The 13,788-nt window shown below is 55.6% G+C and carries 8 protein-coding genes; 7 read left to right on the forward strand and 1 reads right to left on the reverse strand.

The features are described from left to right. Position 1: 1 nt before the first annotated feature. On the reverse strand, positions 2-862 hold the full coding sequence (locus AINA4_RS00815; RefSeq protein ID WP_281787118.1) for a fused MFS/spermidine synthase: 861 nt from the start codon (positions 860-862) through the stop codon (positions 2-4). Between the two features lie 234 nt (positions 863-1,096). Here AINA4_RS00815 and rpoB point away from each other — a divergent pair, with 234 nt between their 5' ends. The 7 genes from rpoB to tuf all read left to right on the forward strand — a co-directional run bounded on the left by rpoB (position 1,097) and on the right by tuf (position 13,728). After that, positions 1,097-4,591 (forward strand): DNA-directed RNA polymerase subunit beta, encoded by a 3,495-nt coding sequence (gene rpoB / locus AINA4_RS00820; protein ID WP_281787667.1) that lies wholly within the window; start codon positions 1,097-1,099, stop codon positions 4,589-4,591. A 40-nt stretch (positions 4,592-4,631) separates the two neighbouring features. Then, positions 4,632-8,507, forward strand: coding sequence for a DNA-directed RNA polymerase subunit beta' (gene rpoC, locus AINA4_RS00825; protein ID WP_096382575.1), 3,876 nt, complete (start codon positions 4,632-4,634; stop codon positions 8,505-8,507). An 86-nt stretch (positions 8,508-8,593) separates the two neighbouring features. Further along, positions 8,594-9,247, forward strand: a complete 654-nt coding sequence (locus tag AINA4_RS00830) for a hypothetical protein (RefSeq protein ID WP_281787119.1) — start codon at positions 8,594-8,596, stop codon at positions 9,245-9,247. 199 nt (positions 9,248-9,446) lie between these two features. Beyond that, positions 9,447-9,821, forward strand: coding sequence for a 30S ribosomal protein S12 (gene rpsL, locus AINA4_RS00835; RefSeq protein WP_096382570.1), 375 nt, complete (start codon positions 9,447-9,449; stop codon positions 9,819-9,821). Beyond that, entirely contained in the window at positions 9,821-10,291 is a 471-nt protein-coding gene (gene rpsG, locus AINA4_RS00840; RefSeq protein WP_096382567.1) for a 30S ribosomal protein S7, read from the forward strand. The genes rpsL and rpsG overlap by 1 nt, the downstream gene beginning before the upstream one ends. Before the next feature lie 42 nt (positions 10,292-10,333). Then, on the forward strand, positions 10,334-12,451 hold the full coding sequence (fusA, locus tag AINA4_RS00845; RefSeq protein ID WP_281787120.1) for an elongation factor G: 2,118 nt from the start codon (positions 10,334-10,336) through the stop codon (positions 12,449-12,451). 83 nt (positions 12,452-12,534) lie between these two features. Continuing rightward, positions 12,535-13,728 (forward strand): elongation factor Tu, encoded by a 1,194-nt coding sequence (gene tuf, locus AINA4_RS00850; RefSeq protein WP_096382562.1) that lies wholly within the window; start codon positions 12,535-12,537, stop codon positions 13,726-13,728. Positions 13,729-13,788 lie beyond the last annotated feature (60 nt).

Here is a 13,788-nt window from a genome sequence, read left to right on the forward strand (position 1 = left end):
ACTACTTTTTCGAAATCTGGAAGATCGTTTTATTCGGGGTGGGGGAGGCTATTGCGGTGGTGTCCAACACAATAGGGGCGCTACCAATGAACTGTTTCATTTCTGCACCCTCAACAGCTTTTGCTGGGTGCGGTCCACCAGCAAGCAGGCGTGGAAGCCAGTGACCAATGGCAGGATCCTGGGTTCCCACGAGAACCACATTTCCGAAGCGCCGCCCTTTGAGAACTTGTGTTTCTGCCAAAGCAATCACATGGGGAAGGACGGCGTTCAGTGTTGCTGCTTGACCCCGGGCAAAAGCTAAGCCTGGACCGTCGGCCACATTAACAATGAGCACACCAGTAGGAGCTAGAAGCTTGGCTGCCTCGGTGTAGAACTCAACGCTGGTGACATGAGCGGGAGTGCGGGCGCCACTAAAAACATCCACGATGACCACGTCGACGTTGCCGTGAAGTCCACTGGGCAATTTGCCCAGGACTTCACGAGCATCGCCATAACGAATACGAATGTTTGCATTTTTTTGCAAGGGAAGGTGCTCCCGGACAAAGTCGATGAGGTCTTGCTCGAGTTCGATGACCTGTTGCCTGGAGCCTGGACGAGTTGCCTCGATATAGCGGGGGAGCGTGAGAGCGCCACCGCCTAAGTGAACTGCAGTAATTGGTGCCCCGGTTTCGCCAACTTGGTCGAGGACGTGGCCAATGCGACGAATGTATTCAAAAAAGAGCTCGCTGGGATCGTCAATAAAGACATGAGATTGGGGGGTTCCATCGATATCAAGGATGTAAGCGCCGTCTTGATAGGGATCGGGCTCGATGGTTGCGCGCAGGCCGGAAGACTTCAGGGTGATGGCCGGGTTGTTCGCCATGTGCTTACACCACCAGAAAAATCCAACTAGACATTGGCCCGCAAACCGTTATAGAGTTGTAATTTGCGCTCGATGTTTTGTCATGCCCTCATATTGCGGTCGGGGTGACAGTACAACAATCTCGTGGAGAACTCTACGAGTGGCCCCACTTTAGCGGGTCTCATCGGGTTTGCAATTTATCCCACACCAACCACAACCATGATGGTCCATGACGGACCCACGGAGGTTATTTCCTTGGCTGCTGCGCGCAACGCAAAAGACACCAAGTCCATCAAGAACGGCCGTAGTGCATCGCGCTTGTCGTTCGCGAAGATTACGGACACTCTGACTGTTCCCGATCTTCTGGCACTTCAGACCGAGAGCTTTGACTGGCTCGTCGGAAATGAACACTGGCAGAAGCGTGTGGAGGAAGCAAAGAAGGAAGGTCGCCAGGACCTGCCTTCACGCACTGGTCTTGAAGAGATCTTTGAAGAGATCTCTCCCATCGAGAACCTCGATGAGACCATGCAGCTCTCTTTCACCAACCCCTACCTCGAGCCTGAGAAGTACTCGATCTTCGAGTGCAAGGAGCGTGGCAAGACCTACGCTGCTCCTCTCTATGTCGAGGCTGAGTTCATGAACCACGTCACGGGTGAAATCAAGACCCAGACCGTGTTCATGGGTGACTTCCCCCTCATGACCGAAAAGGGAACCTTCATCATTAACGGCACCGAGCGTGTTGTTGTGTCTCAGCTGGTTCGTTCACCCGGTGTGTACTTCGAGCGTGCACAGGAAAAGACCTCCGACAAGGACGTCTACTCCGCACGCATCATTCCTAGCCGTGGCGCATGGCTCGAATTCGAAATCGACAAGCGTGACGCTGTTGGTGTTCGTATCGACCGTAAGCGTAAGCAGTCTGTCACCGTCTTCCTCAAGGCCCTCGGTCTGACCAGTGAAGAAATCGCAACCGAGTTTGCCGGTTACGACTCCATCCTGCAGACCCTGGAAAAGGACACCATCCTCACCAAGGAAGACGCACTACGCGACATTTACCGCAAGCTCCGTCCAGGCGAGCAGGTTGCTGCTGAAGCTGCACGTGCCCTGCTGGACAACTTCTACTTCAGCCCCAAGCGTTACGACCTGGCCAAGGTTGGTCGTTACAAGATCAACCGCAAGCTCGGTCTTGAAGCTCCGCTGACTGACTCTGTTCTTCGCGTTGAAGACATCATTGCAACCATCAAGTACCTGGTTGCTCTGCACAACGACGAGAAGACCTTCCCCGGTGTTCGCGATGGCAAGAAGGTTGACATTCGTCTCGACGTAGACGACATCGACCACTTCGGTAACCGTCGTATCCGCGCCGTCGGTGAGCTCATCCAGAACCAGGTTCGTACTGGTCTGTCCCGTATGGAGCGCGTTGTCCGCGAGCGTATGACCACTCAGGACATTGAGGCAATTACTCCTCAGACCCTGATCAACGTACGTCCCGTTGTGGCAGCAATCAAGGAGTTCTTCGGAACCTCTCAGCTGTCACAGTTCATGGACCAGAACAACCCGCTTGCTGGTTTGACCCACAAGCGTCGTCTGTCCGCTCTGGGCCCTGGTGGTCTTTCTCGTGAGCGTGCAGGTGTTGAGGTTCGTGACGTTCACTCCTCTCACTACGGACGTATGTGTCCTATTGAAACTCCTGAAGGTCCCAACATTGGTCTGATTGGTTCGCTCGCATCCTTCGCGCGTATCAACGCCTTTGGTTTCATTGAGACCCCCTACCGCCGCGTCGTCAAGGGCAAGGTAACCGAGCACATCGATTACCTCACCGCTTCGGAAGAAGATGACTTCGTTGTGGCACAGGCAAACGCTCCACTAACCAAGGACAGCCACTTCGCTGAAGAGCGTGTTCTGGTTCGTCGTAAGGGTGGCGAGGTTGAACTCGTTCCTGCGGCTGAGGTGGACTACATGGACGTGTCTCCACGTCAGATGGTGTCTGTTGGTACCTCGCTGATTCCATTCCTCGAGCACGACGATGCAAACCGCGCACTTATGGGTGCCAACATGCAGCGTCAGGCTGTGCCACTGCTGCGCAGCGAAAGCCCACTGGTTGGTACCGGTATGGAAAACTTCGCCGCAATCGATGCTGGTGACGTGATCCTCGCTAACGCTGCTGGTGTTGTCTCTGAGGTATCGGCTGATGTCGTCACCGTTCAGCTCGACGCTGGTGGAACCGAGGACTACTTCCTGCGCAAGTTCGACCGCTCGAACCAGGGCACCAGCTACAACCACCGTGTCATCGTGACCGCTGGTGAGCGTGTTGAGGTAGGTCAGGTCATCGCTGATGGTCCTGCCACCGAAAACGGTGAATTGGCTCTGGGTAAGAACCTACTTGTGGCATTCATGCCGTGGGAAGGTCATAACTTCGAGGACGCAATCATCCTCTCCCAGCGTCTGGTTCAGGACGACGTTCTTTCTTCGATTCACATCGAGGAATATGACGTTGATGCTCGTGACACCAAGCTGGGTAAGGAAGAGATCACTCGCGACCTGCCCAACGTGTCCCCTGAATTGATCGCTAACCTCGATGAGCGCGGCATCATCCGTATCGGTGCTGAGGTTCGCCCCGGCGACATCCTCGTCGGTAAGGTCACTCCTAAGGGTGAGACCGAGCTTTCTGCTGAAGAGCGCTTGCTGCGCGCTATCTTCAACGAGAAGAGCCGCGAAGTTCGCGACACTTCATTGAAGGTGCCTCACGGTGAAGCCGGAACCATCATTGGTGTGAAGGTATTCGACGCAGAGAACGACGAAGACGAGCTCGGCTCGGGCGTCAACCAGCGCGTTGTTGTCTACATCGCCCAGAAGCGTAAGATCACCGAAGGTGACAAGCTTGCTGGTCGTCACGGAAACAAGGGTGTTATCGCCAAGATCCTCCCCGTTGAAGACATGCCATTCCTCGAAGACGGAACTCCTGTCGACGTCGTACTCAACCCATTGGGTATTCCCGGTCGTATGAACTTCGGTCAGGTTTTGGAAACCCACCTCGGCTGGATCGCGAAGCAGGGTTGGAAGGTTGAAGGCAACCCAGAATGGGCTGCAAACCTTCCTGCAGAAGCATTCGAGGCTGCCCCAGGCACCAAGGTTGCAACCCCCGTGTTCGACGGTGCTCTCGAGGAGGAAATCGCTGGTCTGCTCGATGTGACCACACCTACTCGTGATGGACAGCGCCTCATCGGTGCTTCCGGTAAGGCCCGTCTGTTCGACGGTCGTTCCGGTGAGCCATTCCCTGAGCCCATCTCTGTGGGTTACATGTACATCCTGAAGCTGCACCACCTTGTCGATGACAAGATTCACGCACGTTCAACGGGTCCTTACTCGATGATCACGCAGCAGCCTCTTGGTGGTAAGGCACAGTTCGGTGGACAGCGCTTTGGTGAGATGGAGGTGTGGGCACTGGAAGCTTATGGTGCCGCTTACGCACTTCAGGAACTTCTCACCATCAAGTCCGACGACATCGTGGGCCGTGTCAAGGTTTACGAAGCCATCGTCAAGGGCGAGAACATCCAGGAGCCCGGTATCCCCGAGTCGTTCCGTGTTCTCATGAAGGAAATGCAGTCCCTCGGTCTCAACGTTGAGGTTCTCAACGAAGCTGGCGATGTCGTCAGCCTCCGCGACGCCGACGATGAGGCATACCGCGCCGCTGAAGAGCTCGGTATCAACATCTCTACCCGTTTCGAGTCTTCGTCCATCGACGAGATCTAAACGACAGTCAGACAAGTAAGAATCTAAGGAAAGAGTTAAATTGCTCGACGCAACCGCTTTTGACAAGCTTCGTATCGGTCTGGCCACTGCTGACGACATTCGTCGTTGGTCGTTTGGTGAGGTCAAGAAGCCCGAAACAATCAACTACCGTACCCTCAAGCCTGAGAAGGACGGCCTCTTTGGTGAGCAGATCTTCGGACCTTCTCGCGACTGGGAATGCTCCTGTGGCAAGTACAAGCGTGTCCGCTTCAAGGGCATCGTCTGTGAGCGCTGTGGCGTAGAGGTCACCAAGTCATCCGTGCGCCGTGAGCGCATGGGTCACATTGAGTTGGCCGCTCCCGTTACCCACATCTGGTACTTCAAGGGTGTTCCTAGCCGTCTGGGTTACCTCCTGGACATGGCACCGAAGGACCTTGAAAAGGTCATCTACTTCGCTGCCTACATGGTTATCGACATCGATGAAGAGGGCCGTCATGCTGACATGCCTGGTCTGGAGAACGAGCTTCGTCTCGAGCTGAAGACCCTTGGAGACCAGCGCGATGCTCGCATTGCTGACCGCATGCAGCGTCTGGAAAACGACCTCGCAGCTCTCGAAGCTGAAGGTGCAAAGTCAGACCAGAAGCGTCGTGCGAAGGACGTAGCTGAGAAGGAAATGTCTCAGATCCGCAAGTCCATCGACGACGAAATCGCTCGCCTCGAGCGCGTCTGGGAAGACTTCCGCAACCTCAAGGTTGGCGACCTCAAGCCTGAAGACGCTGTCTTCAACGAGCTGGTAGACCGCTACGGCCTGTACTTCGACGCCTTCATGGGTGCTGAAGCAATCAAGCGCCGTCTAGAAACCTTCGACCTGGAAGCAGAAGCGGAAGCTCTGCGTCTGGAAATCACCGAAGGTAAGGGTGCTAAGAAGATCCGTGCGATCAAGCGCCTCAAGGTTGTATCTTCCTTCATCAACACCGGAACCAGCCCTGCGGCTATGGTTCTCGATGTTGTTCCCGTTATCCCACCAGAGCTTCGCCCCATGGTTCAGCTCGACGGTGGACGCTTTGCGACCTCTGACCTCAACGACCTTTACCGTCGTGTGATCAACCGCAACAACCGTCTGCGTCGTCTGCTTGACCTGGGTGCTCCAGAGATCATCGTGAACAACGAAAAGCGCATGCTGCAGGAAGCAGTTGACGCGCTGTTCGACAACGGTCGTCGTGGACGTCCAGTTACCGGAACCGGTAACCGTGCGCTCAAGTCACTCTCTGACATGCTCAAGGGTAAGCAGGGTCGTTTCCGTCAGAACCTGCTTGGTAAGCGCGTGGACTACTCCGGTCGTTCCGTGATTATCGTTGGTCCTCAGCTCAAGCTGCACCAGTGTGGTCTGCCTAAGCAGATGGCGCTCGAGCTGTTCAAGCCATTCGTCATCAAGCGTCTGATCGACCTGAGCCACGCTCAGAACATCAAGAGCGCCAAGCGCATGGTTGAGCGTAGCCGCCCCCAGGTGTGGGATGTTCTCGAAGAGATCATCCGCGAACGTCCTGTTCTGCTGAACCGCGCACCAACCCTGCATCGTCTCGGTATTCAGGCATTTGAACCTCAGCTCATTGAAGGTAAGGCTATTCAGCTTCACCCTCTCGTGTGTGCTGCGTTCAACGCTGACTTCGACGGTGACCAGATGGCTGTTCACCTTCCTCTGTCGGTTGAGGCTCAGGCCGAAGCACGCATCTTGATGCTTGCTTCGAACAACATCCTCAAGCCTTCAGACGGTCGCCCCGTGACCCTGCCTACTCAGGACATGATCATTGGTCTGCACCACCTCACTACCGTGAAGGAAGGTGCAACCGGTGAAGGTCGCGCATTCAGCTCGATTGCTGAGGCAATCCTCGCTCACGACCAGCACACGCTGGACCTCAACGCGATGGCACGCATTCGTCTGAATGATGTTGTCTTTGCTGAGGGTGAAGCACCTGAGGGTTACACCGGTGGTCCCGTTTTGGTCAACACCACTTTGGGTCAGGCACTGTTCAACGAGGCTCTGCCCGCTGACTACCCCTACGTCCAGAAGGTTGCGGACAAGGGAACCATCTCTGCAATCGTCAACGACCTCGCTGAGCGTTACCCCAAGACTGTGGTTGCGGCGACCCTTGACAACATCAAGGACGCTGGTTTCCACTGGGCTACTCGCTCCGGTGTGACCGTTGCACTCTCCGACGTTCTGACTCCTCCAAACAAGCGCGAAATCGTTGCTGGTTACGAGAAGTTGGCTGCGAAGGTTCAGTCTGAGTTCGAGAAGGGCATGATCACTGACAACGAACGTCGTCAGGAACTGATCAAGATCTGGACCGACGCTACCGCTGAAGTTGCTGAAGCTATGCAGAAGAACTTCCCTGCGAACAACACCATTAACCGCATGGTCACCTCTGGTGCTCGTGGTAACTGGCTGCAGGTTCGTAACATCGCGGGTATGCGTGGCCTGGTGAACAACCCGAAGGGTGAAATTATCCCTCGCCCGATCATCAACTCTTACCGTGAAGGTCTCTCCGTTGTGGAGTACTTCATCGCTACCCACGGTGCTCGTAAGGGTCTGGCTGACACTGCTCTGCGTACCGCAGACTCCGGTTACCTCACTCGTCGTCTCGTCGACGTCTCGCAGGATGTCATCATCCGCGAAGAGGACTGTGGCACCACTAAGGGTCTCGACCTGCCAATCGCTGCCGCTAACGCAGCCGGTGAGCTGGTTCGTGACGCCAACGTGGAGAACTCCATCTACGCTCGTAGCCTCGCTGCAGACGCAGTCGACGCTCAGGGTAACGTCATCGCCAAGGCTGGCGACGACGCAGGTGACGTTCTGATCGACACCCTCATCGCTGCTGGCATCAACGAGGTCAAGGTCCGTTCGGTCCTGACCTGTGAGTCTGCAACCGGTGTATGTGCTGCCTGCTACGGCCGTTCACTTGCTACCGGCAAGCTGGTAGACATCGGTGAAGCCGTCGGTATTATCGCTGCTCAGTCCATTGGTGAACCTGGAACCCAGCTCACCATGCGTACCTTCCACACTGGTGGTACCGCTGGTGCAGACGACATTACCCAGGGTCTGCCACGTGTTCAGGAGCTCTTCGAAGCACGTACCCCTAAGGGTGCATCGCCTATCGCTGAGACTGCTGGTCGCATCACCATCGAAGAGACCGACAAGAGCCGTAAGGTCATCCTCACACCAGACAACGGTGATGAGCCTGTGATCTACCCCGTGCTCAAGCGTTCGACTCTCCTCGTATCAGATGGAGACCACGTTGAACTCGGACAGCAGCTCCAGGTTGGAACCGTTGACCCCAAGGAAGTTCTGCGCGTACAGGGCGTTCGCGCCGTACAGCAGCACCTCGTTGGTGGCGTGCAGGGCGTATACCGCTCGCAGGGTGTACCTATCCACGACAAGCACATTGAGGTCATCGTTCGTCAGATGCTCCGCAAGGTAACTGTTGTTGAGCACGGTGACACCGAACTGCTCCCCGGTGAGCTCGTTGACCGCTCGCGTTACACCGAGCTCAACCGTGCTGCGCTGCAGGAAGGCAAGAAGACTGCTTCGGCTCGTCAGGAAGTCCTCGGTATTACCAAGGCGTCGCTGGCAACCGAGTCATGGCTGTCGGCTGCCTCCTTCCAGGAGACCACCCGTGTTCTCACCCAGGCTGCGATGGACGGCAAGTCCGATCCTCTCGTCGGCCTTAAGGAGAACGTCATCATCGGTAAGCTCATCCCCGCCGGAACCGGTCTTGCGAAGTACCGCAACATCGCCGTCGAGGCAACCGAGGAAGCTAAGGCAGAACGCTACCCCAACCGCATCTTCGCGGCTGAGGGTGACTTCTCTGACGCTGACCTGAGCTTTGTCGACTTCGAGTCTTTCTCGTCGGATGACTTCTCTGGTAACTACAACTAAGTAGGAACACACTCAGTACTGAGTTTGTGACTTACCGAAAGCCCCGCCACGAGGCGGGGCTTTCGTCGTTGTACGCTGGGCGCATCATGAGTGATGTTGCACAGGAACACCCCGAGTTTTTCAAGCCAACTCCTGAAGAGGAGGCCGCTCGCGGTGCTGGTTTTGCTTCGGTGGCAGCAGGCACGAGTGAAGATTCTCCCGCTGTAGATACCAAGCCCAGCAACCGCACCACGGCAGCGCTAGTGGCACTGCTCGGGGGTGCGATCTTTGCTGTTCTCTACGCTTTAGCTGCGTGGGGCTATTCGGCAGCAGCCTGGCTTTATGGCTCATCCTCCGAAGGCACGGAAGCTGCTGCGTTCATTCAAGAACGCAGTGTGAGCTTCTTGCTGACTCCGGTGTATTGGTTGACCGTCTTTGCCTTCACGCTCTACTTTGTCCTACTTGCCATCCTGGTGAACAGGGGCCACTGGCGCTCTTTTGTGCTGTGGGGCTTGCTTGTTGCTGTGCTGACGTATGCCACCGCAATTGCAGCAGGATTGCTCACCGTTCGCGCGTGGACCTTGACCTACAGCGAAGCTATTGAGTTTATGTGGCGCGGAATTGCCTTCAACCCGTTGGTTTTGGTTGCCGTAGTGCTCTCTCGAGAAATTCCCATCTGGCTCGGTGGCTGGATTGCTTTGAAGGCACGCAAATATCGTGACGCGGATCAGACCGCCGCTAGCGAGGAAATTGCCGTTTGACCCGGTGCCATCTGCTGGGATAAGCTCTTCAATTGGTGCGTTTTGCGCGCCAGAAACACCTTAAGGGTCAACCCACTATTCCGGTGGCGAACCCCCACGGCATATCTGTTATTAATGACTCCACACTCGTGGCGTCGCGGCAGATGTTCAGCTAAATCGTTTAGCGACTGTCACCGTGCAGTTTTAATAAGGAGAAATAGTGCCAACTATTAACCAGTTGGTTCGTAAGGGACGTACGCCTAAGGTCACCAAGACCAAGGCTCCAGCCCTGAAGTCGAACCCACAGCAGCGTGGCGTATGCACCCGTGTGTACACCACCACCCCCAAGAAGCCCAACTCGGCTCTTCGTAAGGTTGCTCGTGTCAAGCTCAGCAACGGAACCGAAGTAACCGCCTACATTCCCGGTGAAGGTCACAACCTCCAGGAGCACTCGATGGTGCTCGTTCGTGGTGGTCGTGTAAAGGACCTCCCCGGTGTTCGTTACAAGATCGTTCGTGGTGCACTCGACACCCAGGCCGTGAAGAACCGTAAGCAGGCTCGTAGCCGCTACGGAGCGAAGATGGAGAAGAAGTAATGCCTCGTAAAGGTCCCGCTCCTAAGCGTCCCGTTGTCGCCGATCCCGTATACGGCGCCCCCATTGTTACCCAGCTCGTCAACAAGATTCTTCTTGATGGCAAGAAGGGTCTCGCAGAGCGCATCGTTTACGGTGCACTCGAAGGTGTAACCGCAAAGACCGGTGCAGATGCAGTCGTCACTCTCAAGAAGGCACTCGACAACGTGCGCCCCACCCTTGAGGTTCGCTCTCGCCGTGTTGGTGGTTCGACCTACCAGGTCCCCGTTGAGGTTAAGCCTCACCGTGCAAACACCCTCGCACTGCGTTGGTTGACCAGCTACGCCAAGGCTCGCCGCGAAAAGACCATGACTGAGCGTCTCATGAACGAGATTCTCGATGCATCAAACGGTCTGGGCGCAGCAGTCAAGCGTCGCGAAGACACCCACAAGATGGCCGAGTCGAACAAGGCCTTCGCTCACTACCGCTGGTAGACCGAGCCAGTCCCTGTTCACCCCTAATTTCGGAGGAATCCTGTGGCACAAGACGTGCTTACTGACCTAAACAAGGTCCGCAACATCGGCATCATGGCTCACATCGATGCTGGAAAGACCACCACAACTGAGCGAATCCTGTTCTACACCGGTGTTAACCACAAGATCGGTGAAACTCACGATGGTGCGTCAACCATGGACTGGATGGCCCAGGAGCAGGAGCGTGGTATCACGATTACTTCTGCTGCAACCACCTGTTTCTGGAACAAGAACCAGATCAACATCATTGACACCCCCGGTCACGTTGACTTCACCGTGGAGGTGGAGCGTTCGCTCCGCGTTCTCGACGGTGCTGTTGCTGTGTTCGATGGTAAGGAAGGTGTTGAGCCTCAGTCTGAGACCGTATGGCGTCAGGCTGACAAGTACGACGTTCCTCGTATCTGCTTCGTCAACAAGATGGACAAGCTGGGTGCTGACTTCTACTTCACCGTAGACACCATCGTCAAGCGTCTGGGTGCTAAGCCACTTGTTATCCAGCTTCCTATCGGTTTCGAGAACACCTTCGAAGGTGTTGTTGACCTGGTAGAGATGCGCGCACTCACCTGGCGTGGAGACGCAAAGGGTGACGTGGAAATGGGTGCCAAGTACGACATCGAAGAGATCCCTGCTGATCTCGTTGACAAGGCAAACGAATACCGCGCCAAGCTCATCGAAGCTGTTGCTGAAGGTGACGACGAACTCCTCGAGCGTTACCTCAACGGTGACGACCAGTTCACTGTTGCTGAGATCAAGAAGGCTATCCGCAAGATGGTTATCGCTTCTGAGATCTACCCCGTTCTGTGTGGCTCTGCCTTCAAGAACCGTGGTGTTCAGCCCATGCTCGACGCTGTAGTTGACTACCTCCCCAGCCCGCTCGACGTTCCTGCAACCCAGGGTCACGACGTGCGCGATGAGGAAAAGGTCATCGAGCGTAAGCCAGATGCAAAGGAGCCTTTCTCGGCTCTGGCCTTCAAGGTTGCGGTACACCCCTTCTTCGGTCGTCTGACCTACACCCGTGTTTACTCGGGTGCAGCTGACTCCGGCGCCCAGGTGCTCAACGCAACCAAGGACAAGAAGGAACGTATCGGCAAGATCTTCCAGATGCACGCCAACAAGGAAAACCCTGTTGAGTCGATGTCTGCTGGTCACATCTACGCCGTGATCGGTCTGAAGGACACCACCACTGGTGACACCCTCTGCGATCCTGCAAACCCCATTGTTCTGGAGTCCATGAGCTTCCCCGAGCCTGTTATCTCGGTTGCTATTGAGCCCAAGACTAAGGCTGACCAGGAGAAGCTGGGTACTGCTATCCAGAAGCTTGCTGAAGAAGACCCCACCTTCCGTGTTGAGCAGGACCAGGAAACTGGTCAGACTGTGATCTCCGGTATGGGTGAGCTTCACCTCGACATCCTCGTAGACCGTATGCGTCGCGAGTTCAACGTTGAGGCAAACGTGGGTAAGCCACAGGTTGCCTACCGCGAGACCATTCGTCGCAAGGTAGACAAGCACGACTACACCCACAAGAAGCAGACCGGTGGTTCTGGTCAGTTTGCTAAGGTTCAGATCTCGCTCGAGCCTCTCGAGGTCCAGGGCGACAAGATCTACGAATTCGATAACCAGGTCACTGGTGGACGTGTTCCTCGTGAATACATCCCATCCGTTGACGCTGGTTTCCAGGCCGCTATGGCAGTCGGTGTTCTCGCCGGCTACCCCATGGTCGGCGTCAAGGGCATCCTCGTTGATGGTGCCTACCACGACGTTGACTCATCGGAAATGGCCTTCAAGCTTGCAGGCTCTATGGCCTTCAAGGAGGCGGCCCGAAAGGCTGACCCCGTACTTCTCGAGCCATTGATGGCTGTTGAAGTTCGTACTCCTGAGGAGTACATGGGTGACGTTATCGGTGACCTCAACTCTCGCCGTGGACAAATTCAGTCCATGGAAGATGCAACAGGCGTCAAGGTCGTTAGCGCCCTTGTCCCACTGTCGGAAATGTTCGGATACGTCGGTGATCTGCGGTCGAAGACCTCAGGTCGTGCGGTGTACTCGATGACCTTCGACAGCTACGCCGAGGTCCCGAAGGCTGTCGCCGACGAGATCGTCCAGAAAAACAAGGGCGAGTAATTTCGCTCCTTGTGAGTTCAGTAAAATAAATCCAACACTGTAGTTTCCAACCGGAAGCTACTCGAATGTCCTAGGAGGACCCCGTGGCTAAGGCCAAATTCGAGCGCAACAAGCCTCACGTAAACATCGGAACCATTGGTCACGTTGACCACGGTAAGACCACTCTTACCGCAGCTATCTCCAAGGTTCTCGCTGACACCTACCCATCCGCAACCAACGTTCAGCGCGACTTCGCGTCGATCGACTCCGCTCCTGAAGAGCGTCAGCGCGGTATTACCATCAACATCTCGCACGTTGAGTACGAGACCCCTAAGCGTCACTACGCACACGTTGACGCTCCTGGTCACGCCGACTACATCAAGAACATGATCACCGGTGCTGCTCAGATGGATGGCGCAATCCTCGTTGTTGCTGCTACCGACGGTCCTATGGCTCAGACTCGCGAGCACGTTCTGCTCGCAAAGCAGGTTGGTGTTCCTTACCTCCTCGTTGCTCTGAACAAGTCCGACATGGTTGACGACGAAGAAATCCTGGAGCTCGTAGAGCTCGAGGTTCGTGAACTCCTCTCCAGCCAGGGCTTCGATGGCGACAACGCTCCTGTTGTTCGCGTATCTGGTCTCAAGGCTCTCGAGGGTGACCCCAAGTGGACTCAGTCCATCCTGGACCTCATGGAAGCAGTAGACACCTCTGTTCCAGACCCAGTACGTGACAAGGACAAGCCATTCCTCATGCCTGTTGAGGACGTCTTCACCATCACCGGTCGTGGAACTGTTGTAACCGGTCGCGCCGAGCGCGGTACCCTCCAGATCAACTCTGAAGTTGAAATCGTTGGTATCCGCCCAACTCAGAAGACCACTGTTACTGGTATCGAAATGTTCCACAAGCAGCTCGACGAAGCATGGGCTGGCGAGAACTGTGGTCTTCTTCTTCGCGGTACCAAGCGCGAAGAGGTTGAGCGTGGCCAGGTTGTTGTAAAGCCTGGTTCGGTTACTCCTCACACCAACTTCGAAGGAACTGCTTACATCCTTTCCAAGGATGAGGGTGGGCGTCACAACCCATTCTTCGGTAACTACCGTCCACAGTTCTACTTCCGTACCACCGACGTAACCGGTGTAATCACCCTGCCTGCTGGCAAGGAAATGGTTATGCCTGGTGACACCACTGACATGACCGTTGAGCTTATTCAGCCCATCGCTATGGAAGAGGGCCTCGGCTTCGCTATCCGTGAGGGTGGTCGTACCGTAGGTGCTGGTACCGTAACCAAGATCATCAAGTAATTTCGATTACTCGATAGAGGGGCCGAGCTTTTGCTCGGCCCCTTTTCTTCTGCCCAAAAC

This window comes from Aurantimicrobium sp. INA4 (genome assembly GCF_027924525.1).
Classification (GTDB): domain Bacteria; phylum Actinomycetota; class Actinomycetes; order Actinomycetales; family Microbacteriaceae; genus Aurantimicrobium.

Excerpts from the sequence above, each read along its gene's own strand:
- AINA4_RS00815 (WP_281787118.1), bottom strand. The coding sequence starts at position 862 with ATGGCGAACAACCCGGCCATCACCCTGAAGTCTTCCGGCCTGCGCGCA.
- AINA4_RS00830 (WP_281787119.1), top strand. The coding sequence starts at position 8,594 with ATGAGTGATGTTGCACAGGAACACCCCGAGTTTTTCAAGCCAACTCCT.
- rpsG (WP_096382567.1), top strand. The coding sequence starts at position 9,821 with ATGCCTCGTAAAGGTCCCGCTCCTAAGCGTCCCGTTGTCGCCGATCCC.